The sequence below is a fragment of the Citrobacter sp. T1.2D-1 genome, assembly GCF_950098555.1.
Lineage (GTDB): Bacteria > Pseudomonadota > Gammaproteobacteria > Enterobacterales > Enterobacteriaceae > Citrobacter_A > Citrobacter_A telavivensis.
This window is the reverse complement of record NZ_CATNHH010000034.1, coordinates 177,587-202,895: the sequence shown is the minus strand read 5'-3', so window position 1 is coordinate 202,895 and position 25,309 is coordinate 177,587. Positions and strand designations below refer to the sequence as shown.

At 54.0% G+C, this 25,309-nt stretch carries 24 protein-coding genes and 1 other annotated feature; of the genes, 14 read left to right on the top strand and 10 right to left on the bottom strand.

The annotated features are described in order from the left end of the window. Position 1 precedes the first annotated feature (1 nt). Both trpD and QQZ17_RS19105 read right to left on the bottom strand, forming a co-directional pair. On the bottom strand, positions 2-1,597 hold the full coding sequence (trpD, locus tag QQZ17_RS19110; protein ID WP_042318656.1) for a bifunctional anthranilate synthase glutamate amidotransferase component TrpG/anthranilate phosphoribosyltransferase TrpD: 1,596 nt from the start codon (positions 1,595-1,597) through the stop codon (positions 2-4). Then, positions 1,597-3,159 carry an anthranilate synthase component 1 gene (locus QQZ17_RS19105; RefSeq protein ID WP_152404362.1) on the bottom strand — a complete coding sequence of 521 codons (1,563 nt, stop codon included), beginning with the start codon at positions 3,157-3,159 and terminating at the stop codon, positions 1,597-1,599. Before QQZ17_RS19105 ends, trpD begins: the two co-directional genes overlap by 1 nt. A 23-nt stretch (positions 3,160-3,182) precedes the next feature. After that, positions 3,183-3,277 (bottom strand) — a sequence feature (Trp leader region). 158 nt (positions 3,278-3,435) lie between these two features. On the opposite strand from QQZ17_RS19105, the gene rnm reads away from it, so the two are divergent. From rnm to rluB, 3 genes are all read left to right on the top strand, one after another. Further along, positions 3,436-4,317 carry an RNase RNM gene (gene rnm, locus QQZ17_RS19100; protein ID WP_152404364.1) on the top strand — a complete coding sequence of 294 codons (882 nt, stop codon included), beginning with the start codon at positions 3,436-3,438 and terminating at the stop codon, positions 4,315-4,317. Further along, positions 4,314-4,934, top strand: coding sequence for an L-threonylcarbamoyladenylate synthase (locus tag QQZ17_RS19095; protein WP_152404366.1), 621 nt, complete (start codon positions 4,314-4,316; stop codon positions 4,932-4,934). The genes rnm and QQZ17_RS19095 overlap by 4 nt, the downstream gene beginning before the upstream one ends. A 100-nt stretch (positions 4,935-5,034) precedes the next feature. Continuing rightward, positions 5,035-5,910, top strand: a complete 876-nt coding sequence (gene rluB / locus QQZ17_RS19090) for a 23S rRNA pseudouridine(2605) synthase RluB (protein WP_043000531.1) — start codon at positions 5,035-5,037, stop codon at positions 5,908-5,910. Between the two features lie 84 nt (positions 5,911-5,994). Here the strand turns inward: rluB and cobO are convergent, their stop codons facing one another. Both cobO and QQZ17_RS19080 read right to left on the bottom strand, forming a co-directional pair. After that, entirely contained in the window at positions 5,995-6,585 is a 591-nt protein-coding gene (gene cobO, locus QQZ17_RS19085) for a cob(I)yrinic acid a,c-diamide adenosyltransferase (RefSeq protein ID WP_152404368.1), read from the bottom strand. Continuing rightward, positions 6,582-7,343: a YciK family oxidoreductase gene (locus QQZ17_RS19080; RefSeq protein WP_152404370.1), complete on the bottom strand. Its 762-nt coding sequence runs from the start codon at positions 7,341-7,343 to the stop codon at positions 6,582-6,584. Before QQZ17_RS19080 ends, cobO begins: the two co-directional genes overlap by 4 nt. Before the next feature lie 214 nt (positions 7,344-7,557). Here QQZ17_RS19080 and sohB point away from each other — a divergent pair, with 214 nt between their 5' ends. Further along, complete coding sequence (gene sohB, locus QQZ17_RS19075; protein WP_152404373.1) at positions 7,558-8,604, top strand: protease SohB; 1,047 nt, start codon at positions 7,558-7,560, stop codon at positions 8,602-8,604. A 49-nt stretch (positions 8,605-8,653) separates the two neighbouring features. Here the strand turns inward: sohB and QQZ17_RS19070 are convergent, their stop codons facing one another. Continuing rightward, complete coding sequence (locus tag QQZ17_RS19070) at positions 8,654-8,905, bottom strand: YciN family protein (RefSeq protein WP_042318668.1); 252 nt, start codon at positions 8,903-8,905, stop codon at positions 8,654-8,656. Positions 8,906-9,300: 395 nt separating this feature from the next. Here QQZ17_RS19070 and topA point away from each other — a divergent pair, with 395 nt between their 5' ends. The 5 genes from topA (at position 9,301) to acnA (ending at position 16,840) form a co-directional block, all read left to right on the top strand. After that, positions 9,301-11,898 carry a type I DNA topoisomerase gene (gene topA, locus QQZ17_RS19065; protein ID WP_284554151.1) on the top strand — a complete coding sequence of 866 codons (2,598 nt, stop codon included), beginning with the start codon at positions 9,301-9,303 and terminating at the stop codon, positions 11,896-11,898. A 216-nt stretch (positions 11,899-12,114) separates the two neighbouring features. Then, positions 12,115-13,089, top strand: coding sequence for an HTH-type transcriptional regulator CysB (cysB, locus tag QQZ17_RS19060; RefSeq protein WP_152404376.1), 975 nt, complete (start codon positions 12,115-12,117; stop codon positions 13,087-13,089). A 320-nt stretch (positions 13,090-13,409) separates the two neighbouring features. Continuing rightward, positions 13,410-13,550, top strand: coding sequence for a YmiA family putative membrane protein (locus tag QQZ17_RS19055; RefSeq protein ID WP_212807457.1), 141 nt, complete (start codon positions 13,410-13,412; stop codon positions 13,548-13,550). 311 nt (positions 13,551-13,861) lie between these two features. Further along, positions 13,862-13,957, top strand: a complete 96-nt coding sequence (gene ymiC, locus QQZ17_RS19045) for a small membrane protein YmiC (RefSeq protein WP_235922374.1) — start codon at positions 13,862-13,864, stop codon at positions 13,955-13,957. Positions 13,958-14,164: 207 nt separating this feature from the next. Continuing rightward, a complete protein-coding gene (gene acnA, locus QQZ17_RS19040; RefSeq protein ID WP_152404377.1) occupies positions 14,165-16,840 on the top strand; it encodes an aconitate hydratase AcnA in 2,676 nt (891 codons plus the stop codon). 70 nt (positions 16,841-16,910) lie between these two features. Here acnA and ribA read toward each other — a convergent pair whose 3' ends face one another. Next, positions 16,911-17,501, bottom strand: coding sequence for a GTP cyclohydrolase II (ribA, locus tag QQZ17_RS19035; protein WP_042318727.1), 591 nt, complete (start codon positions 17,499-17,501; stop codon positions 16,911-16,913). A 196-nt stretch (positions 17,502-17,697) separates the two neighbouring features. On the opposite strand from ribA, the gene pgpB reads away from it, so the two are divergent. From pgpB to yciH, 5 genes are all read left to right on the top strand, one after another. Beyond that, positions 17,698-18,462: a phosphatidylglycerophosphatase B gene (gene pgpB / locus QQZ17_RS19030; protein WP_152404379.1), complete on the top strand. Its 765-nt coding sequence runs from the start codon at positions 17,698-17,700 to the stop codon at positions 18,460-18,462. 150 nt (positions 18,463-18,612) lie between these two features. Then, entirely contained in the window at positions 18,613-18,921 is a 309-nt protein-coding gene (gene lapA, locus QQZ17_RS19025; protein ID WP_152404382.1) for a lipopolysaccharide assembly protein LapA, read from the top strand. A 6-nt stretch (positions 18,922-18,927) separates the two neighbouring features. Next, a complete protein-coding gene (gene lapB, locus QQZ17_RS19020; protein WP_152404384.1) occupies positions 18,928-20,097 on the top strand; it encodes a lipopolysaccharide assembly protein LapB in 1,170 nt (389 codons plus the stop codon). Between the two features lie 174 nt (positions 20,098-20,271). Further along, the gene (gene pyrF / locus QQZ17_RS19015; protein WP_152404386.1) at positions 20,272-21,009 is read left to right on the top strand and encodes an orotidine-5'-phosphate decarboxylase; all 738 of its coding nucleotides are present in this window, start codon (positions 20,272-20,274) and stop codon (positions 21,007-21,009) included. Next, positions 21,009-21,335 carry a stress response translation initiation inhibitor YciH gene (gene yciH, locus QQZ17_RS19010; RefSeq protein WP_152404388.1) on the top strand — a complete coding sequence of 109 codons (327 nt, stop codon included), beginning with the start codon at positions 21,009-21,011 and terminating at the stop codon, positions 21,333-21,335. The genes pyrF and yciH overlap by 1 nt, the downstream gene beginning before the upstream one ends. A 123-nt stretch (positions 21,336-21,458) precedes the next feature. Here the strand turns inward: yciH and osmB are convergent, their stop codons facing one another. From osmB to pdeR, 4 genes are all read right to left on the bottom strand, one after another. After that, entirely contained in the window at positions 21,459-21,677 is a 219-nt protein-coding gene (gene osmB / locus QQZ17_RS19005) for an osmotically-inducible lipoprotein OsmB (protein ID WP_042318738.1), read from the bottom strand. 258 nt (positions 21,678-21,935) lie between these two features. After that, positions 21,936-22,685 (bottom strand): DNA-binding transcriptional regulator YciT, encoded by a 750-nt coding sequence (yciT, locus tag QQZ17_RS19000; protein WP_152404390.1) that lies wholly within the window; start codon positions 22,683-22,685, stop codon positions 21,936-21,938. A gap of 99 nt (positions 22,686-22,784) precedes the next feature. Continuing rightward, positions 22,785-22,967 carry a YciZ family protein gene (locus tag QQZ17_RS18995; RefSeq protein ID WP_152404392.1) on the bottom strand — a complete coding sequence of 61 codons (183 nt, stop codon included), beginning with the start codon at positions 22,965-22,967 and terminating at the stop codon, positions 22,785-22,787. Between the two features lie 182 nt (positions 22,968-23,149). Further along, positions 23,150-25,144, bottom strand: coding sequence for a cyclic di-GMP phosphodiesterase (gene pdeR / locus QQZ17_RS18990; protein WP_152404394.1), 1,995 nt, complete (start codon positions 25,142-25,144; stop codon positions 23,150-23,152). Positions 25,145-25,309 lie beyond the last annotated feature (165 nt).

Below are 25,309 nucleotides of genomic sequence, written 5' to 3'. Positions count from 1 at the left end.
TTTATCCTCTTGCCGCCAGAGCGGTGACTCGGTCATAAGCGGAACCACTGTGCAATACCTCGAGAACGGTTTGCGCATTAGCCTTGAGATCTTCTTCACCATGCAGTCGCATCAACATTGCGACGTTTGCGGCAACGGCAGCCTCGTGGGCGGCGTCACCTTTACCTTGTAGTAAGCGTGTCAGAATGTCACGGTTTTCTTCCGGCGTACCGCCTGCCAGCTGTTCCTGATGGTAAGGGGTCAGGCCGAAGTCGTCCGCCGTCAACTGATAGCTTTTGATCTCGCCGTCATGCAGCTCCGCCACAATGGTCGGCGCATGCAGGGAGACTTCATCCATTCCGCCGCTGTGCACGACCGCAGCACGCTGGTAACCCAGCACCCGCAGGGTTTCGGCAATCGGCAGAACCAGTTCCGGGCTGTAGACGCCAATCAGCGCCAGCGGCGGGTGCGCCGGGTTAATCAATGGCCCCAGCACGTTGAACAGCGTACGGGTTTTCAACTGCTGACGTACCGGCATCGCGTGGCGGAAACCAGTGTGGTATTTCGGTGCAAACAGGAAGCAGACGCCCAGGTCGTCCAGCGCCTGACGCGATCTGTCGGCATTCATATCGAGATTGATGCCGAAGGCGGCCAGCAGGTCTGACGAACCGGATTTACTGGAGACGCTGCGGTTGCCGTGTTTAGCGACCTTCAGGCCGCACGCCGCAGCAACAAACGCGCTGGCGGTTGAGATATTAATGCTGTTACTCCCGTCACCGCCGGTACCGACAATATCGGCGAACAGATAGTCAGGGCGCGGGAACGGTGCGGCGTTTTCCAGTAAGGCGGTTGCCGCACCAGCAATTTCATTGGGATGTTCACCGCGAATTTTCATGCTGACCAGAGCGGCAGCCAACTGTTCCGGCTTCAGTTCGCCGCGCACGACGGCGGAGAACAACTGATGACTCTCCTGCTGACTCAGGGTTTGCGCCTGATACAGTTTTTCGAGGATCGGCTGCAGCGTATTGGTCGGCTCCAGCTTCTGCTGCGCCCAGGCCAGCGTCTGCTCAAGCAGGCGTGCGCCCTGAGTGGTCAGAATGGACTCCGGATGGAACTGTAACCCGCAAACGCGATCGGCGTCGTGACGTACCGCCATCACCATGCCGTTAAAATGGGCGTTAATGGTCAGGCCTGCGGGAACGTTGCTGCCGATGAGTGAATGATAGCGTGCAACCGGCAGCGGATTTGTCAGACCGGCAAACATCGCCTGTCCATCGTGTTCAATGCTGGACGCCTTACCGTGCAGGATCTCGCCGGCCTGGCCGACGTAGCCGCCATAGGCTTCGACAATCGCCTGATGTCCCAGGCAGATGCCGATAATCGGCAGCTTACCGCGCAGGCGCGTCAGCAGTTCCGGCATACAGCCCGCTTCACTGGGCACGCCAGGGCCGGGAGAAAGGACCAGAACCGGGTTCTTCATGGTTGCCAGACGCTCAATCAGGGTCTGGGCCGGAATATGGTTACGGTAAATCACCACGTTGTGACCGTTGGTACGCAGCTGATCTGCCAGGTTATAGGTAAATGAGTCGATGTTATCGAGCAGCAGAATATCAGCCATCAGAAAGTCTCCTGTGCGTGGTGCGCGGTGGCAATGGCACGCAGGACCGCGCGCGCTTTATTACGGGTTTCGTCGGCTTCGGACTGGGGAACAGAATCGAGCACAATACCGGCGCCGGCCTGGACGGTGGCGATACCGTCTTCCACCAGGGCTGAACGAATAACAATGCAGGTATCCAGATCGCCGTGCGCGGTGAAGTAACCGACTGCACCGCCGTAGCTACCGCGTCGGCGACCTTCGGCTTCAGCAATCAGCTGCATCGCCCGCACTTTCGGTGCGCCGCTGAGCGTGCCCATATTCATGCAGGCGCGGTAGGCGTGCAGTACATCGAGATCGCTGCGCAGTTCGCCGACCACGCGGGAAACCAGGTGCATGACGTAGGAATAACGGTCAACCTTGGTCAGGTCAGCCACATAGCGGCTGCCCGGCGTACAGATGCGGGCGAGATCGTTACGCGCCAGGTCAACCAGCATCAGGTGTTCGGAAAGTTCTTTATGATCGGTGCGCATCTCCAGCTCAATGCGGCTGTCGAGGTCACGATCCAGCGAACCGTCGGCGCGACGACCGCGAGGACGCGTGCCGGCAATCGGGTAGATTTCAATCTGACGGCTGGTGGCATCGTATTTCAGCGAGCTTTCCGGCGACGCGCCAAACAGGGTGAAATCATTGTCCTGCATAAAGAACATGTACGGGCTGGGATTGCTTTTCTTCAGCACATAATAGGCCGCCAGCGGCGACGGGCAGGGCAGAGAGAAGCGGCGTGACGGGACGACCTGGAAAATTTCCCCGGCACGAATCGCTTTTTGCATTGAGCGTACCACTGCGCCAAATTCTTCATCGCTCTGATTGCATTCGCAGCGCATCTGCGGCACAGGAATGACCGGCAGCGGCGGTGCTGGTTCCGTCAGTTGCTGGCTAAGACGGGCCAGTCGCGCGGTGAGGCGCTGTTTCTCGGCGTCGTTATCGCTGAACAGACTGGCCTGAATACGGGTGCTTTGTTTCTGGTGGTCGATAACCATCAGCGTTTCCGCCAGATAGAAACAGTAGTCCGGGCAGCGGTTGCCTGCCTCAAGCTGCGGTAAATCTTCAAAACCGGCAACCAGATCGTAAGCAAACAGGCCGCCGAAGAACATCGCTTCGCGCTCCTGCGCCGGGACGTTGACCAGCTCCTGCAGCAGGCGGAAGGCGTCAAATACAGAGAGTGCGCACAGACGCGCGTCCTCGTCTAATAACGGGCTGACCGCCGGGAAACGCAGCACGCGTCCCGACTCCTGATGTTCATTCTCAACACCGGCAGGCAATGCCGCATCCAGCAGCGTCAGCAGCGCTGCACCGTTGTCGGTTAAGGCCTGAATGGTGACAGTGTCACCGACGGCGGTAATGCGCAACGCGCTATCCACCAGCAACAGGCTTTTGAGATCGTCTTTGCTGTCGATATCTGCCGATTCCAGCAGCAGCGTTGCCGGACGATCGCCGCAAACCTGATGGAACAACTCCGTCGGGTTTTTACGATAGGCGGCATCGCAGGTAATGAGTTCGAGTGTCGGTTTTGATGTCTGCATTGTTGTTCTCATTAATTTTGTTCAAAAAAAAGCCCGCTCTGTTGGCGGGCCGGGTATCTGGTGGCGATCTACACGCGAAATACACTGCCCGAAATCAGGAAGTGCGCCACCCACCGTGCAGAACAAATGTTGCTTTCATTTCGATACCCTTTTGCTTGTGAACTTTCGTACTAGTTAACTAGTTCGGTGGGTTATTGTCAACACCTGATTTCAGTAAATTTGCTGGAACCGTTATGATGCGCAGGAAAGATTATTTTTGAGAGACGGGAGTTCGCCTTGAGCGACACGAATTATGCAGTGATTTATGACCTGCACAGTCATACAACGGCATCCGATGGACGACTGACGCCAGAAGCGTTAGTTCACCGCGCCGTCGAGATGCGCGTTGGCACGCTGGCGATTACCGACCATGACACCACAGCCGCTATTCCTGCGGCAAGCGAAGAAATTTCACGTTCTGGCCTGGCGCTGAACCTGATCCCCGGCGTTGAGATCTCAACGGTCTGGGAGAATCACGAAATTCATATTGTGGGTCTGAACATCGACATTGAAAATCCGGCGATGTGCGCGTTTCTGGCGCAACAGACGGAACGACGGCAGCAGCGTGCGCGGCTCATCGCCGACCGACTGGAAAAAGCGCATATCACTGGCGCGTGGGAAGGCGCATTGCGCCTGGCCGACGGCGGTGCGGTTACCCGCGGTCATTTTGCCCGTTACCTGGTGGAGTGTGGCAAAGCGACCACCATGGCGGATGTCTTTAAAAAGTATCTCGCGCGCGGGAAAACAGGATACGTTCCGCCACAGTGGTGTACAATAGAACAAGCTATTGATGTCATTCATCATTCTGGCGGTAAGGCCGTACTGGCTCATCCAGGTCGGTACGATCTTAGCGCTAAGTGGCTGAAAAGGCTGGTGGCGTATTTTGCGCAACATCACGGTGATGCGATGGAAGTTGCGCAGTGTCAACAGTCCCCCAATGAGCGCACGCAACTGGCCACGCTTGCCCGCCAGCATCAGCTATGGGCATCGCAAGGATCTGATTTTCATCAGCCTTGTCCGTGGATCGAGTTGGGCCGCAAGCTCTGGCTGCCGGCAGGCGTTGAAGGCGTCTGGCAGACGTGGGAGCAGCCGCAGAACACCACAGTGAGGGAAGTATGAGCCAGTTTTTTTATATCCATCCTGATAACCCACAGCAGCGCCTGATCAACCAGGCGGTTGAGATTGTGCGTAAGGGCGGGGTGATTGTGTATCCAACCGATTCCGGTTACGCGCTCGGTTGTAAAATTGAAGACAAAGGCGCGATGGAGCGGATTTGCCGCATTCGCCAGTTACCGGATGGGCACAACTTCACCCTGATGTGTCGCGACTTGTCCGAACTGTCGACCTATTCGTTTGTCGACAACGTGGCTTTTCGTCTGATCAAGAACAATACGCCAGGCAATTACACTTTCATTCTGAAAGGGACGAAAGAGGTGCCGCGTCGGTTGTTGCAGGAAAAACGTAAGACCATCGGTCTGCGTGTGCCGTCGAACCCGATCGCGCTTGAACTGTTGCAGTCGCTGGGCGAGCCAATGCTCTCCACCTCGCTGATGTTGCCGGGCAGTGATTTTACCGAATCCGATCCGGAAGAAATTAAAGACCGACTGGAAAAACAGGTGGACCTGATTATTCACGGCGGCTATCTGGGCCAACAGCCGACGACGGTGATCGATTTAACGGATGATTCCCCGGTTGTCTTGCGCGAAGGTGTCGGAGACGTTAAACCTTTCTTATAAGGGCGCAACTCTGTATACTACGCGGCCTTAAAATGGCGCTGAGAAGCGCCGTTGATTCTCCTGTTCGACGCCTGTGAAGGCGACAGCTAAAGGAAGCTCTATGAGCGAAAAGTTACAGAAAGTGCTGGCGCGTGCTGGCCACGGCTCCCGCCGTGAAATTGAATCCATCATTGCAGCAGGTCGCGTCAGTGTAGACGGCAAAATCGCCACGCTTGGCGATCGCGTTGAAGTGACGCCCGGTCTGAAAATTCGTATCGACGGTCACCTGATTTCGGTGAAAGAGTCGGCGGAACAAATTTGTCGCGTTCTGGCCTATTACAAGCCGGAAGGCGAACTGTGTACGCGTAACGATCCGGAAGGTCGTCCTACCGTCTTCGATCGCTTACCGAAACTGCGCGGCGCGCGCTGGATTGCGGTAGGGCGTCTGGACGTCAATACCTGCGGTCTGCTGTTGTTTACCACCGATGGTGAACTGGCGAACCGTTTGATGCACCCGAGCCGTGAAGTTGAACGTGAATACGCGGTGCGCGTCTTTGGCCAGGTCGACGACGCTAAACTGCGCGATCTGAGCCGTGGTGTTCAACTGGAAGATGGCCCGGCGGCGTTTAAAACCATCAAGTTCAGCGGTGGTGAAGGGATCAACCAGTGGTACAACGTCACCCTGACCGAAGGGCGCAACCGTGAAGTGCGTCGCCTGTGGGAAGCCGTTGGCGTGCAGGTAAGCCGCCTGATCCGCGTGCGCTATGGTGATATTCCGCTGCCGAAAGGCCTGCCGCGCGGCGGCTGGACGGAACTGGATCTCGCGCAGACCAACTATCTGCGCGAACTGGTAGAACTGGAGCCGGAAACCACCTCGAAAGTGGCGGTGGAGAAAGATCGTCGTCGCATGAAGGCGAATCAGATTCGTCGTGCGGTGAAACGTCACAGCCAGGTGAGCGGCGGTCGCCGTGCTGGCGGTCGCAATAACAACGGTTAACGCTTTTGTAGGCCTGATAAGCGTAGCGCCATCAGGCAATTGCGCGGTGCCGGATGGCACCGCAAGCGCCTTATCCGCCCTGGATCAGTAGTCGATACCCATCTGGGCTTTGACCCCTGCCTCAAAGGCATGTTTGACCGGACGCAGTTCACTGACGGTATCGGCCAGCTCGAGAATATCCCGATGGCAGCCACGACCGGTGATGATCACCGTCTGGTGAGACGGTCGCGCATTCAACGCGCTAATCACCTCTTCAAGCGGCAGATAGTCATACGCCACCATGTAGGTCAACTCGTCCAGCACCACCATGTCCAGTTGCGGGTCGGCAAGCATTCGCTTGCCGTGCTCCCATACTGCCAGACAGGCCGCCGTGTCGGCCTCGCGGTTCTGTGTTTCCCAGGTAAACCCGGTCGCCATCACCTGAAATTCGACGCCGTGCGGTTCCAGCAGGTTACGCTCGCCGTTGGGCCAGGTTCCCTTGATAAACTGCACGACACCGACCTTTTTACCGTGTCCCACCGCGCGGGTGGCCGTGCCGAAGGCGGCGGTGGTTTTTCCTTTCCCGTTGCCGGTGAAAACCATCACGATACCGCGCTCATCCTGAGCCTGGGCTACCCGGGCATCAACCCGGTCCTTCACGCGCTGCTGGCGCTGTTGATAACGTTCTTCACTCATTGGGCGATTCCTGGTTTGCGGCCCGGTTGGGCGTCGAAGGTCATGCCGGTCTTGCGGCGGCTGTCATCGCCCATTAGCCACAGATACAGCGGCATAATATCGGCGGGTGTTTTGAGCTTTTGCGGATCTTCCGTCGGAAAGGCGTTGGCGCGCATTCCGGTACGCGTGCCGCCCGGGTTGATGCAATTCACGCGCAGCGGGCGGTTTTGATACTCGTCCGCCAGCACCTGCATCATTCCTTCGGTGGCAAATTTAGAGGCCGCGTAGGCCCCCCAGTTGGCGCGGCCTTGTTGGCCTACGCTGGAGGAGGTGAAGACTAACGATCCGGAATCTGACTTAAGTAATAAAGGAAGCAATGCCTGGGTCAGCATAAACGTCGCGTTGACGTTGACCTGCATCACCTGTTGCCAGACCTGCGGGTCCTGCTCGATCATCGGGCAGACGTCTCCCAGTAATCCGGCATTGTGCAGGACGCCGTCCAGACGTGGATACTGACCGGCGACGCGCTGCGCCAGTTGATGACAATCATCAGCGGTACAGGTTAACAGATCAAGCGTAAGCCACGATGGCTGACGCCCCGTTTGCTGGGCAATCATTTCGGCGACGTGGCGCAATTTCTCATCATTACGGCCTAGCAAAATAACGCTGGCGCCGTAGCGAGCGTAGGTCAGGGCCGCTTCCCGGCCAATGCCATCGCTGGCACCGGTCACCAGAATGATGCGATCCTGCAAAAGGTCTTGTTTCGGTTGATAATGCATGGGGACTCCTCGGCGACATGCCTGGTCGCTCTGCTTCTCGTTGGTGTGTCGGGTTTATGCCTGAAACAGGACCCAATTTCAATCAGCCAACGGCGATAACGCCCTAAAATGAACACTTTGTCATACTTTTGTCCATCCGCATATCCCGCGAGACGACGCATTACGCCTGATGTACACTGAGCCGACGCTAAGTTGTTTAACCAAGGTGGAACGTGTGGAATTGTTGTCTGAATATGGGTTGTTTTTAGCAAAAATCGTCACCGTTGTACTGGCTATCGCGGCGATAGCCATCATTATCGTGAATGTTGCCCAACGTAAGCGCCAGCGTGGCGAACTGCGGGTTACCAACCTCAGCGAACAATATAAAGAGATGAAGGATGAACTGGCGATGGCGTTGCTGGATAGCCATCAACAGAAACTCTGGCATAAAGCGCAAAAGAAAAAGCACAAGCTGGAAGCGAAAGCCGCCAAAGTAAAAGCGAAGCAGGGCGACAGCGACACGTCGGATAAGCCGCGCGTCTGGGTGCTGGATTTCAAAGGCAGCATGGATGCCCACGAAGTCAGTTCGCTGCGTGAAGAGGTGACGGCCGTTCTGGCGGTGGTGAAACCGCAGGATCAGGTGGTGGTGCGTCTGGAAAGTCCCGGCGGCGTTGTCCACGGCTATGGTCTCGCCGCATCACAACTGCAACGCTTACGCGATAAGAACATCCCGCTGACCGTGACGGTGGACAAGGTCGCGGCGAGTGGCGGTTACATGATGGCCTGCGTGGCGGACAAAATTGTCTCGGCCCCCTTTGCGATTGTCGGCTCAATTGGCGTGGTCGCGCAGATCCCCAACTTCAACCGCTTCCTGAAAGGAAAGGATATCGATATCGAGTTGCATACCGCCGGACAATACAAGCGGACCCTGACGCTGTTGGGTGAGAACACTGAAGAAGGGCGGCAGAAATTTCGTGAGGATTTGAACGAAACCCATCTCCTGTTTAAAGATTTTGTTCATCGTATGCGTCCGACTCTGGACATTGAGCAGGTCGCCACCGGTGAACACTGGTATGGACAGCAGGCGCTGGATAAAGGACTCATTGATGAGATAAATACCAGCGACGAGGTGATCCTGGGATTAATGGAAGGGCGAGAGGTGTTTAACGTTCGTTATCTGCAGCGTAAGAAACTGGTGGATCGCGTAACCGGCAGTGCCGCTGAAAGTGCCGACCGTCTGCTACTGCGCTGGTGGCAGCGCGGACAAAAACCGCTGATGTAAAAAGCCATATTAACGACAAACGCGAGGCCTGAAGCCTCGCGTTTTTGCTTTAATCGATCAGGTGATACTTTTCAGAAAGCACATGCGCCAGATGTTTAAACATATTGAACACGGCAGTGCTCTTTGGCGTGGGTAAACCTTGCTCGTCTAAAAAGTAATCCCCACTGAAGACCAACACCCCATTTCGCTGGGTTACACCGGTGGCAACAATGCCGGCCAGCGTATCTTCATGCTCACGAATGATTTTGTTGGCTTCAATCAACAGCGTTTCGCGATCGATAGGTTGTGTCTCTTTGCGCATTTTTTACTCCTTAAACAAGGACATTAGTCTACGCCGACCGACTCTTTTGGGCAAATATTCCCTGAGCGTGATCAGGGGGTTGTCAACCTTTGCTGACTGGCAGGATTTGTTTTTGCATGCTAATAAAGTTGCGTAACGAATTTTATCAGGTACAGTGTGACGCTTTCGTCAACCAGGCAACAGATTTGCTTGACATTCGACCGAAATTCCGTCGTGCTATAGCGCCTCTGTGCGAAAAAACCTGTTAACTCAGTCACCTGGCTATTTAGTGTACAGAGTCAGTACAAAGGGTTGATATCCACAGACGCAGGGACCATATCCGTGGCTCGTCGTCTGTAGATGGTGTATCAATGTGCGACGCATTCCTGGAAGAATCAAATTAGGTAAAGGTGAATATGGGTAAAGCTCTTGTCATCGTTGAGTCCCCGGCAAAAGCCAAAACGATCAACAAGTATCTGGGTAATGACTACGTGGTTAAGTCCAGCGTTGGTCATATCCGTGATTTGCCGACCAGTGGCTCAGCAGCTAAAAAGAGCGCCGACTCTACCTCCACCAAAACGGCTAAAAAGCCCAAAAAGGATGAACGTGGCGCGCTCGTCAACCGTATGGGGGTTGATCCGTGGCACAACTGGGACGCGCACTATGAGGTGCTGCCCGGTAAAGAGAAGGTCGTCTCTGAACTGAAACAACTGGCTGAAAAAGCCGACCACATCTATCTCGCAACCGACCTTGACCGCGAAGGGGAAGCCATTGCATGGCACCTGCGGGAAGTGATCGGTGGTGATGAGTCGCGTTACAGTCACGTGGTGTTTAACGAAATTACGAAGAATGCGATTCGTCAGGCATTTGAAAAGCCGGGCGAACTGAACATTGATCGAGTAAACGCTCAGCAGGCGCGTCGCTTTATGGACCGCGTGGTGGGGTATATGGTCTCGCCGCTGTTGTGGAAGAAGATTGCCCGCGGCCTGTCAGCTGGTCGCGTACAGTCCGTGGCGGTGCGTCTGGTCGTTGAGCGTGAGCGCGAAATTAAAGCGTTTGTTCCGGAAGAGTTCTGGGAAATTGACGCCAACACCACTACGCCTTCCGGCGACGCGCTGCCCTTGCAGGTGACCCATCAGAACGATAAGCCGTTCCGTCCGGTGAATCGCGAGCAGACGCTTGCGGCGGTGAGCCTGCTGGAGAAAGCGCGCTACAGCGTTCTGGAACGTGAAGACAAGCCGACCAGCAGCAAGCCGGGCGCGCCGTTTATCACCTCCACCCTGCAACAGGCGGCCAGTACGCGTCTCGGTTTTGGTGTGAAAAAGACCATGATGATGGCGCAGCGTCTGTACGAAGCGGGCTACATCACTTATATGCGTACCGACTCGACCAACCTGAGTCAGGACGCCGTAAACATGGTGCGCGGTTATATCGGCGACAATTTTGGCAAGAAATATTTGCCAGAAAGTCCGAATCAGTACGCCAGCAAAGAAAACTCACAGGAAGCGCACGAAGCGATTCGTCCTTCTGATGTCTCCGTGCTGGCGGAAACGCTGAAGGATATGGAAGCCGATGCGCAGAAACTGTATCAACTGATCTGGCGTCAGTTTGTCGCCTGTCAGATGACGCCGGCGCAGTACGACTCCACCACGCTGACCGTTGGCGCGGGCGATTTCCGTCTGAAGGCGCGCGGTCGTATTCTTCGCTTCGACGGCTGGACGAAGGTGATGCCAGCGCTGCGTAAAGGTGACGAAGACCGGACGCTGCCGGCAGTCAATAAAGGCGATGCGCTGTCTCTGGTTGAACTGACCCCGGCTCAGCACTTCACCAAACCACCGGCGCGCTTCAGCGAAGCCTCGCTGGTGAAAGAGCTGGAAAAACGTGGAATTGGCCGCCCGTCGACCTATGCGTCGATCATTTCGACCATCCAGGATCGTGGCTATGTGCGCGTGGAAAACCGTCGCTTCTATGCGGAAAAAATGGGTGAGATTGTCACCGACCGCCTGGAAGAGAATTTCCGCGAGCTGATGAACTACGATTTCACCGCGCAGATGGAAAACAGCCTCGATCAGGTCGCGAATCACGAAACCGAATGGAAAGGCGTGCTCGACAACTTCTTCAGTGATTTTACTCAGCAACTGGACAAAGCTGAGAAGGATCCGGAAGAAGGGGGGATGCGTCCGAACCAGATGGTGTTGACCAGCATCGACTGCCCAACCTGCGGGCGTAAAATGGGGATTCGTACCGCCAGTACCGGCGTGTTCCTCGGTTGCTCCGGCTATGCGCTGTCGCCGAAAGAGCGCTGCAAAACCACCATTAATCTGGTGCCGGAAAACGAAGTCCTGAACGTGCTGGAAGGTGATGACGCGGAAACCAATGCCCTGCGCGCCAAGCGTCGTTGTCAGAAGTGCGGCACGGCGATGGACAGCTACCTGATCGATCCGAAGCGTAAGCTGCACGTCTGTGGTAATAACCCGACCTGCGACGGCTACGAGATCGAAGAGGGCGAATTCCGCATCAAAGGGTATGACGGTCCAATCGTCGAGTGCGAAAAATGTGGTTCTGAGATGCACCTGAAGATGGGGCGTTTCGGTAAGTACATGGCCTGTACCAACGACGAGTGCAAAAACACCCGTAAAATCCTGCGTAACGGTGAGGTTGCGCCGCCGAAAGAAGATCCGGTTCCGCTGCCAGAGTTGCCGTGTGAAAAATCGGATGCGTATTTCGTGCTGCGTGATGGTGCCGCCGGGGTGTTCCTGGCCGCCAATACCTTCCCGAAATCCCGTGAAACGCGTGCGCCGCTGGTGGAAGAGTTGTTCCGCTTCCGTGACCGCCTGCCGGAAAAACTGCGTTATCTGGCCGATGCGCCTCAGCAGGATCCTGAAGGCAATAAAACGCTGGTGCGTTTTAGCCGTAAGACCAAGCAGCAGTATGTTGCCGCTGAAAAGGACGGGAAAGCGACCGGCTGGTCAGCCTTCTTTGTTGATGGCAAATGGGTTGAAGGCAAGAAGTAATCGCCCACGGTTCTGTCGTTGTGAAGAGGGTCGCGTAAGCGGCCCTTTTTTTGTTTTTATTGCGGGCTTATTATTTTTTAGTCATCCCTATACAGTCTGGCTATTAATGATATAGTGGTTATAGTTAATGGCTTTTTTATTATTAAATCGTATTAGCAGCGCCCCTCAGCCTGCTCTGAAACGATGACTTGATGGCGCTAATCTGGATGGTTTAACATGAAATTACAGCAGCTTCGCTACATCGTTGAGGTGGTTAACCACAACCTTAACGTCTCCTCCACCGCGGAAGGACTTTATACCTCGCAGCCGGGTATCAGTAAGCAGGTCCGCATGCTGGAAGATGAACTTGGCATCCAGATTTTTGCCCGTAGCGGTAAGCATCTGACTCAGGTGACGCCAGCAGGCCAGGAGATAATCCGCATTGCGCGCGAAGTGCTCTCCAAAGTGGATGCGATAAAGTCGGTTGCCGGTGAGCATACCTGGCCGGATAAAGGCTCACTTTATATCGCGACGACGCATACTCAGGCACGTTATGCGTTGCCGAACGTGATTAAAGGTTTTATAGAGCGCTATCCGCGCGTGTCGTTGCATATGCATCAGGGATCGCCGACGCAGATTGCTGAGGCGGTTTCGAAAGGTAATGCCGATTTTGCCATCGCTACGGAAGCGCTGCATCTGTATGACGATCTGGTGATGTTGCCATGCTATCACTGGAATCGCTCGATTGTGGTGACGCCCGAACATCCGCTCGCCAATAAAGCCTCAGTGTCTATTGAAGAACTGGCGCAGTATCCGTTGGTGACGTACACCTTTGGCTTTACCGGTCGTTCCGAACTGGATACCGCCTTTAACCGCGCAGGGCTGACGCCACGTATTGTTTTCACGGCGACTGATGCGGATGTGATCAAAACCTACGTGCGTTTAGGCTTAGGGGTAGGGGTGATCGCCAGCATGGCGGTTGATCCACTGTCGGACCCGGATCTGGTTCGCGTGGATGCGCACGATGTCTTCAGCCACAGCACGACCAAAATCGGTTTCCGTCGCAGCACGTTCCTGCGCAGTTACATGTATGATTTCATTCAACGTTTCGCACCGCATTTGACGCGTGACGTGGTGGATACCGCCGTGGCATTGCGCTCGAATGAAGAAATTGAAGAGATGTTTAAAGATATAAAATTGCCTGAAAAGTAATTGCCACAGAAACAGTCGGTATCTTTTGTTCGCAGGGGATACCGAAAGTTTTAATTAAATCACAATTCTGTTTATTAAGGCTGACGTAATAATAATATCCATACGGGAGTTATGGATAATCAGTCGTAAAGTAGTGTCTTATTCCCCGCCTCGCAAATTTCCTATTCCAAATATTTATTTTCGATCAAAAGATTGATTTATTCACTGGAAACGATTCGTAAATTCACTGGATTTTTGACTAAAGTTTCATTAGGATTTGTCTCATCTGATGATTAATTGTACCGATTGTTGGTGCTTAAATGATAAGTGATGTCGATTGTATGAGGTTAGCAATGCCGTCTGAAAACCAGGAACCACGTCGGGACCCTGAGATGAAACGCAAAGCATGGCTTGCGGTTTTCCTGGGCTCAGCGCTGTTTTGGGTCGTGATTGCACTGTTGATCTGGAATGCCTGGGGGTAAACATGGTTGTTCACGACTCACAACAGACGTCTTTACCCACATGTCACTCTGGTGACACGGTGCGAGAAACGAAAAAAGGCGCGTGCGTGAAAACGGTTCCCGAAAACTGGAAGTTGACTCAGCAACAGCAAGCATTTATTGCGTTATTCGACGAAGACGAAGACGAACAACAGAAACAATAATCGTCCCCATTCTTATTACCGTTTTTTTGTACTGACAAATTATTGCGGTACGCTTTCACATATACACCACAGCAATAAATAGTTGAGAAAGTCTCAACACAATGTATTAAACAAAAACGGGTGTAGCCGATGCTTAGTGCAAATATGAAATACTGGTCCTGGATGGGCGCATTTTCCGTCTCGCTGCTCTTTTGGGCTGAACTGTTCTGGATGGTGATGAATTAATCTCAAACCTCGCTGCGGCGAGGTTTTCGTTTTCTCTCTTTCATACACTCGTTCGTCCGCGCTTCTGTACCCTCTGTCCCCATTGTTCGGTTTCTCCTCTTTTATCAATTCGGGTTGTTATCAAAACGTTACAGTGTGTTTGTGTTATCTTTAATATTCACCCTGAAGAGAATCAGGGCATCGCAACCCTGTCATTAAGGAGGAGCTATGTCGTCAACCCTACGAGAAGCCAGTAAGGATACACTGCAGGCCAAAGACAAAACCTACCACTACTACAGTCTGCCGCTGGCTGCGAAATCTCTGGGCGATATCACCCGTCTGCCCAAATCACTGAAAGTCTTACTGGAAAACCTGTTGCGCTGTCAGGACGGCGATTCCGTCACACAAGAGGATATTCAGGCGCTGGCAGGGTGGCTAAAGCGCGCCCATGCCGATCGCGAAATTGCCTACCGTCCTGCACGCGTGTTGATGCAGGACTTTACCGGCGTCCCGGCGGTGGTGGATCTCGCCGCGATGCGCGAAGCGGTGAAACGCCTGGGCGGCGATACCGCGAAAGTGAACCCCCTGTCGCCGGTGGATCTGGTTATTGACCACTCCGTCACCGTTGACCATTTTGGCGATGACGATGCGTTCGAAGAGAACGTGCGCCTCGAAATGGAGCGTAACCACGAGCGCTATGTGTTCCTGAAATGGGGCCAGCAGGCCTTCAGTCGCTTTAGCGTGGTACCGCCGGGAACCGGCATTTGCCACCAGGTTAACCTGGAATACCTCGGCAAAGCGGTCTGGAGCGAGCTGCAGGACGGTGAATGGCTGGCTTATCCGGATACGCTGGTCGGCACTGACTCACACACCACCATGATTAACGGTCTGGGCGTTCTGGGCTGGGGCGTGGGCGGTATAGAGGCTGAAGCGGCGATGCTGGGACAACCTGTTTCGATGCTGATCCCGGATGTGGTGGGCTTCAAACTGACTGGAAAACTGCGTGAGGGGATTACCGCAACGGATCTCGTGTTGACCGTCACTCAGATGCTGCGTAAGCACGGCGTGGTCGGAAAATTTGTCGAATTTTATGGCGACGGCCTGGACTCCTTACCGTTGGCTGACCGCGCCACCATCGCCAATATGTCGCCGGAATATGGCGCGACCTGCGGCTTCTTCCCGATCGATGGCGTGACGTTGGACTACATGCGCTTGAGCGGGCGCAGTGAAGATCAAATCGAACTGGTTGAAAAATACGCGAAAGTGCAGGGCATGTGGCGTAACTCCGGCGATGAACCGGTCTTCACCAGTACCCTGGCGCTGGATATGAATGATGTCGAGGCGAGCCTTGCCGGACCGAAACGTCCGCAGGATCGCGTCGCGCTGGGCGATGTGCCGAAAGCCTTTGCCGCCAGCAGTGAGCTGGAACTGAACACCGCGCAGAAAGATCGTCAACCCGTGGAGTACGTGCTGAACGGCCAGTCATACCAACTCCCTGACGGGGCTGTGGTGATTTCGGCGATAACGTCCTGCACCAACACCTCTAACCCGAGCGTGCTGATGGCGGCGGGTCTGTTGGCGAAAAACGCGGTGACGTTGGGACTGAAACGTCAGCCGTGGGTGAAAGCCTCGCTGGCACCGGGGTCGAAAGTGGTGTCGGATTATCTGGCCAAGGCGAAACTGACGCCGTATCTCGATGAACTGGGCTTTAACCTGGTGGGATATGGCTGCACGACCTGTATTGGTAACTCAGGGCCGCTGCCGGAACCTATCGAAACCGCGATTAAGAAGGGCGATCTGACCGTTGGCGCCGTGCTGTCAGGCAACCGTAACTTTGAAGGTCGTATCCACCCGCTGGTGAAAACCAACTGGCTGGCGTCTCCGCCGCTGGTGGTCGCCTATGCCCTCGCGGGCAACATGAACATCAACCTGGCGAAAGATCCGCTCGGTCATGACCGCAAAGGCGATCCGGTCTACCTGAAAGATATCTGGCCGTCGGCGCAGGAAATTGCCCGTGCGGTGGCGTTGGTCTCCTCAGAGATGTTCCACAAAGAATATGCGGAGGTGTTCGAAGGGACGCCAGAGTGGAAAGCGATCAACGTTGACCGCTCAGACACCTACGGCTGGCAAAACGATTCGACCTACATTCGCCTGTCGCCGTTCTTTGACGAGATGCAGGCGCAGCCCGCACCGGTGACCGATATTCACGGCGCACGCATTCTGGCGATGCTGGGGGATTCGGTGACCACCGACCACATTTCCCCTGCCGGGAGCATTAAGGCCGACAGTCCTGCCGGGCGTTATCTGCAAAGCCGCGGCGTGGAGCGCAAAGACTTTAACTCCTATGGCTCACGACGTGGGAATCATGAGGTGATGATGCGCGGGACGTTCGCCAACATTCGCATCCGTAACGAAATGGTGCCGGGTGTGGAAGGGGGAATGACGCGGCATCTTCCCGGCACGGAGGTGCTGTCTATCTATGACGCGGCAATGCAGTATCAGCAGGAGAACATTCCGCTGGCGGTGATTGCCGGCAAAGAGTACGGTTCGGGTTCCAGTCGTGACTGGGCTGCTAAAGGGCCGCGACTGCTGGGGATTCGCGTGGTCATCGCGGAGTCGTTCGAACGAATCCACCGCTCTAACCTGATTGGGATGGGTATCCTGCCTCTGGAATTTCCGCAGGGTGTGACGCGAAAAACGCTGGGGCTGACCGGGGAAGAGGCAATTGACATTGCCGATCTGCAAAAACTGAAACCTGGCGCGACGGTGCCGGTGACGTTAACCCGGGCTGACGGGCACAAAGAGGTGGTGCAGTGCCGCTGTCGTATCGATACGGCGACCGAGTTAACCTACTACCAGAACGACGGTATCTTGCATTATGTGATTCGCAATATGCTGAAGTAAGCGATAAAAAAAGCCTGCATGACACGATGCAGGCTTTTTTAAAGCATTGCTTTTAACGTATTCGTATTGCTTATTTACTCAACAGGTGGCCCATCTTGGCGGCTTTGGTATCCAGATAATGTTCATTATTGGGATTACGGCCAACAATCAGCGGGACCCGCTCCACAATATTAATTCCCGCTTCACTGAGAATTTCGACTTTCTTCGGGTTATTGGTGAGCAGACGCACTTCATCAACGCCCAGCAGCTTGAACATATCGGCGCAGAGGGTGAAATCACGTTCATCTGCGGCAAAACCCAACTGATGATTGGCCTCTACGGTGTCGTAGCCCTGGTCCTGCAACGCGTAGGCGCGAATCTTATTGAGAAGGCCAATGTTACGTCCTTCCTGACGATGATAAAGCAGAATTCCGCGTCCTTCTTCCGCGATATGCGTCAGGGCGGCTTCCAGCTGAAAACCACAGTCGCAGCGCAGACTGAACAGGGCATCGCCCGTCAGACATTCTGAATGGACACGGGCCAGAACCGGCGTCTGACCAGAAATATCACCATACACTAACGCGACGTGATCGTGCCCGGTTGCCAGTTCTTCAAATCCCACCATCAGGAAATCGCCCCATGGGGTTGGCAGTTTGGCTTCTGCCACTCGTTTAAGCTGCATGTGTTTCTCCAGATAATGCCGGCACGCGATGTAGTGCCGTTGCCTGTTGGCTTATCTTCTTATTTTGCCATAAGGCAACGGACTTCACCTAATCGCTGCCGCCCAATCGTCATGCGAATGGCACAAATCTGTCAATTTCCCCGAACAGGGGATTTTTCGGTTATGATTGTGGCACTTATCCGTCAAAGAGGTATACATGCTGTCGATTGCAAAGCGTACTGCGGCTGGTGCGGGATTATTGCTGATTATGCCCGTTGCCGTGTGGGTGTCCGGCTGGCGCTGGCAACCGGGTCAGGATTCCGGATGGCTAAAAGTGATGTACTGGATAACGGAAACGGTCACCCAACCGTGGGGCATTATCACGCATGTCATTCTTTGCGGCTGGTTCCTCTGGTGCTTACGCTTTCGCCTTAAAGCAGCAGTGATGCTTTTTACCATTCTGGCGGGTGCTATCCTGATGGGTCAGGGCGTCAAGTCGTGGGTTAAGGACCAGGTACAGGAACCTCGTCCTTTCGTGATATGGCTGGAAAAAACGCATCATATCCCGGTTGATGAGTTCTACACTTTAAAACGTAAGGATCGCAGTGACCTGGTGAAGGCGCAACTCTCAACCCAGCAGAATATTCCGCTGTTTTTACGCCAGCACTGGCAAAAAGAGACCGGGTTTGCGTTTCCGTCCGGTCACACGATGTTTGCCGCAAGCTGGGCGCTGCTCGCCGTGGGGTTATTGTGGCCGCGCCGGCGGACAATGACGATTGCCCTTTTGCTGGTGTGGGCGACGGGCGTCATGGGCAGTCGTATGCTGTTGGGCATGCACTGGCCGCGCGATCTGGTGGTCGCGACGCTGATCTCCTGGGCGCTGGTAACGCTGGCGACCTGGCTTGCGCAGCGGTTCTGCGGGCCGCTCATGCCGCCGCCGGAAGAAAGGCAGGAGATTGTCGAACGCGAGCAAAACGGCTGACCGGGGTTGATTTTACCCGGTTTGCCCTTAAATCATCCGATAGCCGACTGCTTTCCCATTTCGCAGACGCCGTGAAAATGGTAATTTAAAAGGCTAAATGCGGTAAGTTGAACACGATTTATTCGCTTAAACCACATAACGGGAAGTAATGTGAAATATTTACTCATTTTCTTACTGGTGTTGGCGATATTTGTTATCTCGGTAACATTGGGTGCGCAGAACGATCAACAGGTGACGTTTAATTATCTGTTGGCCCAGGGCGAGTATCGTATCTCAACCTTGCTGGCCGTTTTGTTCGCTGCAGGTTTCGCCATTGGTTGGTTGATCTGCGGTCTTTTCTGGCTGCGGGTTCGTGTTTCTCTGGTGCGTGCTGAACGTAAAATTAAACGACTGGAAAACCAGCTCTCGCCTGCGACCGACGTTGTGGTGACGCCTGGTACGTCGGTCGCGAAGGAATAACCGTTTATGCTGGAGTTGTTGTTTCTGCTTTTACCTGTTGCTGCCGCCTATGGCTGGTATATGGGTCGCAGAAGTGCGCAACAAACAAAACAGGATGAAGCTAACCGCCTTTCCCGCGATTACGTCGCGGGCGTTAACTTCCTCCTGAGCAACCAACAAGATAAAGCGGTGGATCTGTTCCTCGATATGTTGAAAGAGGATACCGGCACCGTTGAGGCTCATCTCACCCTCGGAAACCTGTTTCGTTCTCGCGGCGAAGTTGACCGCGCCATCCGTATTCACCAAACCCTCATGGAAAGCGCCTCGCTGACCTATGAACAGCGACTGCTGGCGGTTCAGCAGTTAGGCCGTGATTACATGGCCGCCGGTTTGTATGACCGGGCGGAGGATATGTTCAATCAGCTTACCGATGAAACTGATTTTCGCGTAGGCGCGTTGCAGCAACTGTTGCAGATCTATCAGGCGACCAGCGACTGGCAGAAGGCCATTGAGGTTGCCGAAAGACTGGTCAAACTGGGCAAAGACAAGCAGCGTATCGAAATCGCCCATTTTTACTGTGAACTGGCGCTGCAGCAGATGGGGAGCGACGACATGGATCGCGCCATGACGCTGCTGAAAAAAGGGGCCGCGGCGGATAAAAATAGCGCCAGGGTCTCTATCATGATGGGCCGTGTCTGGATGGCGAAGGGCGATTATGCGAAGGCTGTTGAATGTCTCCAGCGGGTGATTTCCCAGGATAAAGAACTGGTTAGCGAAACGCTGGAAATGCTCCAGACCTGCTACCAACAGTTAGGCAAAAATGATGAATGGGCAGAATTCCTGCGCCGCGCGGTAGAAGAGAATACCGGCGCTGCCGCAGAACTGATGCTGGCCGATATTCTTGAGGATCGCGAAGGGACGGAGACTGCACAGGTCTATATCACCCGCCAGCTCCAGCGCCATCCGACGATGCGTGTTTTCCATAAGCTGATGGATTATCACCTTAACGAAGCCGAAGAGGGCCGTGCGAAAGAGAGTCTGATGGTGCTGCGTGATATGGTGGGCGAACAGGTGCGCAGCAAACCACGCTACCGCTGCTCTAAATGCGGTTTCACCGCCTATACGCTGTACTGGCATTGTCCTTCCTGTCGCGCCTGGTCAACGATTAAGCCAATTCGCGGACTTGATGGACTGTAATTTTTAAAAAGATCGTTATTTAGTTACAACATACTAATGGTTTTATTCACAACCTCACTCTGGCATTTGTGCCACATCGCCTGGCAGAGGTGTAATCGCGTCTGTTATTTTTTGCGCCTGACAGGTAGAATGCACGCCGTTTACCCATTTGCCCCTTAGCAAGAAGGCCTGGTTATGACGTTAACTGCTTCATCTTCTCCCCGTGCTGCTACCGATTCTCCTGTCGTTGTTGCTCTCGATTATAATAACCGCGATGACGCTCTGGCGTTTGTTGACCGAATTGACCCGCGCGATTGCCGTCTGAAAGTTGGCAAAGAGATGTTCACGCTGTTCGGACCTCAGCTGGTTCGCGATCTCCAGCAACGTGGCTTTGATATTTTTTTGGATCTGAAATTCCATGATATCCCGAATACCGCAGCCCACGCGGTAGCTGCCGCCGCGGATCTTGGCGTCTGGATGGTCAATGTCCATGCGTCGGGCGGGGCGAGAATGATGACCGCAGCTCGTGAAGCTCTGCTGCCGTTTGGTAAGGATGCGCCGCTATTAATCGCGGTCACTGTGTTGACCAGCATGGAAGCCAGCGACTTAGCCGATATTGGTGTGACACTGTCACCTGCTGAGCATGCCGAGAGACTGGCGGCATTAACGCAAAAATGTGGTCTGGATGGCGTGGTCTGCTCAGCCCAGGAAGCGGTACGCTTTAAGCAGGCGTTTGGTCGTGATTTTAAACTGGTCACCCCGGGTATTCGCCCGCAGGGCAGTGCTGCCGGCGATCAGCGGCGGATTATGACCCCTGAGCAGGCGCTGAAGGCGGGAGTGGATTATATGGTCATCGGGCGTCCGGTGACGCAGTCTGACGATCCGGCGCAGACGCTGAAGGCAATAAACGCGTCACTGAGGCGGGAGGCGTAATGAGCAATTCGAACAGTCGTCTGGTTTATTCGACTGAAAGCGGGCGGATTGATGAACCCAAGGCCGCACCTGAACGTCCGAAAGGCGATGGAATTGTCCGTATCCAGCGTCAGACCAGCGGTCGTAAAGGGAAGGGCGTCTGCCTGATTACCGGCGTTGATCTGGATGACGGCGAACTCAACAAACTGGCTGCAGAGCTGAAGAAAAAATGTGGCTGCGGCGGAGCAGTAAAAGACGGCGTAATTGAAATTCAGGGTGACAAGCGTGATTTAATTAAGTCGTTGCTGGAAGCCAAAGGCCTGAAAGTGAAACTGGCGGGCGGTTGATGAAAAAGCCACGATATAAATATCGTGGCTTTAATTTCTACTGCTAAATAAATTGTGTAGTGCAGACCAGAAAAAAATAATCGTATTATTATATCGAGCCGGACAACCGTAGATTATTTACGATTATTTACCTACCTGATGGCCGATAATACCACCGACAGCGGCACCACCCAGCGTACCCAGCGTGCTGCCATCTGTTAAGACTGCACCACCTAATGCACCTGCACCCGCACCAATGGCGGTGTTACGGTCACGTTTAGACCAGTTAGAACAGGCGCTCAGAGACATTGCCAGGGCAATCGCCAGCACAGCGGCGGTCATTTTTTTGCTCGTTACAAACATAATACTTTCTCCTGAATTAACGATTCACGGAAGTAAGCTCTCTTTAACTATAGTTAAAATATCTGTCATTAAAGAGAGCATCCGTGAAACCTTATTGCGCAGGGTAATATCACGCAGGTGATAGTCACTTCCTGTTATATCGCTACTATTAATTTTACGACTTTCGCCTGTGAACAACAGGTAAATAGTCTTAATTCAGGAGTCAGAATAGTCTCAGAGCGCAAATGATCTGCACAGCGCAAATCATTTGCGAATATTTTACTCAGCGTCGACGATATTAACGGTCAGGCCACGCTGTTCCATCAACTTACGGTCGCTGGCGCTGATTCTGGCATCGGTGATCACGCGGCTAAACCGCTCAATAGGGCCCAGCGTGTACGGATGGACCGCGCCAAATTTAGAACTGTCGGTCAGAACAATGGCTTCCGAACCTTTCTCCAGCACAGCATTGACCACATCAGCCCGCATCATGTCGCGACCCGTGAAGCCCGTTTCGGTTTGCCAGCCATCAATGCCAATAAACGCCTTACTGAAATGAACCTGCTGGATGAACTGACGGGTAAGTGGTCCCACCATGCTTTCGCTTTTTTTCTGATAAATACCGCCGAGCAGGATCACTTCACAGGGAGTCGCTTTCAACAGATGTGCAATGTAACTACTGACCGTGATGATGGTGACGTCTTTCTGTTCCGCCAGCGTTCTTGCCAACAGGGCATTGCTGCTGCCATTTTCAATGAACACCGACTCGCCAGGGTTAACCAGCGATGCCGCGAATTCCGCGAGCTGACGCTTCAGGGTGTAGTTGGTCATCATCCGGGTTTCCACGTCTTCGCTATCCAGCGAAACGGCGAAACCGTGCGCACGGCGTAGAAAGCTCTGCTTCTCCAGGGTGTTCAGATCCTGTCGGATGGTGACTTCGGAAACGCCAGTGATTTTGGCCAGTTCAGAGACGCTCATCTGACCTTTATCAATGACCATTTGCAAAATTTTTTGTTGTCGGGAGTTCATAGCTCTAATTTTTATAGCGGTAATCATACCGCGAAGATTAAACACATGCGGCGGTGCCACATCCAGGCGGCACACGGCCGCAAACCGTGCGCGAAAAAATCAGATCTCCCACGGGGCCCGGGGTTTCTTCGTCAATGATACGGCCTCATCCTGTACCTTACTCAACAATTCCGCCTTCAGAATTTCGAGATTATGGATGGCGGAGTGGACATCACCGGCCACCAGGATATCAAGCACGGTATCAATACGCTCGGCAACCCGCTTAGCATCGATATCAGACATGGGGGGATCCTTTGTCAAATAATGAGAGAAGTTAATGATGCAAAAAATGACGGCAAAAGAGAAGGGAAAATTCGGCCTCGCCAGAACCTTTAGGGAATATCATATGTTCTGCGAATACATACAGATATGTAGAAGGCAAAAAGCGAAACTTTCCGTTTCGCTCAGGCGATCATTTTGCCGGCTTAACGCTTTTTCTTATTGAGATAACGTTTGTACCAGCGCTCAAACACGGTGGCAGGCATTGGTTTGGCAAATAAAAAGCCCTGTCGCTCATTAACGCCGTTTTTCGTCAAAAAAGCATCCTCTTTGGCGCTCTCCACGCCTTCGGCAATCACCTGTAGATTCAACGCCTGCGCCACGGCGACAATCGCACGGACCATCGACTGCGATACCGATTTCTTGTGAATGTCGCGAACAAAAATCTGATCCAGCTTGATGGCATCAATCGGAAAACGCGTCAGCTGCGAAAGCGAGGAATAGCCGGTGCCAAAGTCATCCAGATGCACCTGGGCACCGAGCTGGCTAAACTGCTGAATGACGGACAGCGCAAGCGCTTCGTTTTCAATCAGGCAGCTCTCCGTCAGTTCGACATCGATAGGACAATATTCAAAATTGAGCTCGTGCAACACTCGCTTCAGATCGGTGAATATCGTCTGGTCGGCCAGTTGGCGGGCAGAAATGTTAACCGCCACGCGCAGGTTGATGCCTTTATCACGCCATTTCGCGACCTGGCGCACAACGTCGAGGATCACCCAGCGGCCGAGTGGCACAATCAGCCCGGACTCCTCGGCGTAAGAGATGAACTCCAGCGGAGGGATTAGCCCGCGTTCAGGGGACTGCCAGCGCACCAGCGCCTCAAGGCTGCGGACTTCGCCTCGCCAGGTCACTTTCGGCTGATAGTGAATCAGCAACTGATCGTTTTCCAGCGCTTTACGCAGGTTAGTGTCCAGCCACAGGTATTCGAATACCCGCTCGTTCATCTCCGGCGAGAAGACGCAGAACTGGCCGCGTCCGCCTTCTTTTACGGTGTACATCGCGGTATCGGCATTGCGGATCAGGTCGCCGCTGCTCTCACCGTGCTGAGGCGCCAACGCGATACCGACAGAACAGCCCGTATAGACTTCTATCAGGCCGATACGGAAGGGCTGGCGCAATCGGGTGAGGATCCGCGAGGCGACCGCCTCAAGCGAGCTCTGGGATGTCTGGCTGGCCAGTACAATAAACTCATCACCGCCGAGGCGGGCCAGCACTTGATTTTCATCCAGACAACTCAGAAGCGCTAATGACACCGCCTGTAAAAGCTGATCACCAAACATGTGACCATAGGCATCGTTCACCTTTTTGAAATTATCCAGGTCGAGATAGACAATGCCCACCTGGCTGTCTCCAACCGCCTGATCGATGGCGTCATTGATCAGCTCATGAATAGCATTGCGGTTTGGCAAACCGGTAATCGTGTCGGTATTCGCCAGCACGCGTAATCGTTCCTGCGCGCGCCGTTCTTCCGTAATGTCAGTGCCGGAGCAGATCAGATAGATTTCATTCTTCCCGCTGCCGCTGTGGACAAATTTGTTGCGAAACAGAAACAGCCGCTGGCCCTTGCGGGTCTGTACCCAGAGTTCAACTTCATACGAATTGCCGTTGCGAAAGAAGCCGCTGATGTTGCGACGAGAGGCGGCGGCCTCCCGACGACTCATAAAGAGTTTGAAGACGCTCTGCCCAATCACTTCTTGCTCTTTTAGCCCGGTGTACTCTTCACACAGGCGGTTGAAGCGCTGAATGTTGCCCCGGCTGTCGAGGATCACAATGGCAGAGTTGGCTTCAGACACTACCTGTTCAGCAAACGACAGCCCTTTGACCAGATCGCGCGCCACGGAAGGGGTATCGTGCCAGGCCGATGCGCTGCCCGCCCATTCATGCTTGCTGATTTTACGGCCCACCAGATGCACCGGGATATCGTTGTTGTCAAAGGGGAGCGTCATCATCAGGCTGGATGTGATAACGGTCATTTCGCGGATCCGTTCGGCTTGCTCGGGCGCAAGTTCAACGCTTTCCGTACGGTCGGTCGCTTCGGTGACGGACAAATGCAGGGTGTTGGAATCTTCTGACAAACGCCAGTAAGGCGTGTGAGTGCCCATATAGCTATACAACGTTGCGGACTCCAGAATGTCTTTCATAATGAACACCCTCCCGTTTAAAGCGCGAACAACCCTCAATGGAAGGGGCAGCTACCGTTCAGTTAAACTCATGATGGCTGAACATCTTGTTTTGTTTATGTATTTATTTGTAATTCAGATCCGGGAAAAAGCATAGGCGCGGTTGAAAATATATCCGGCTGACAG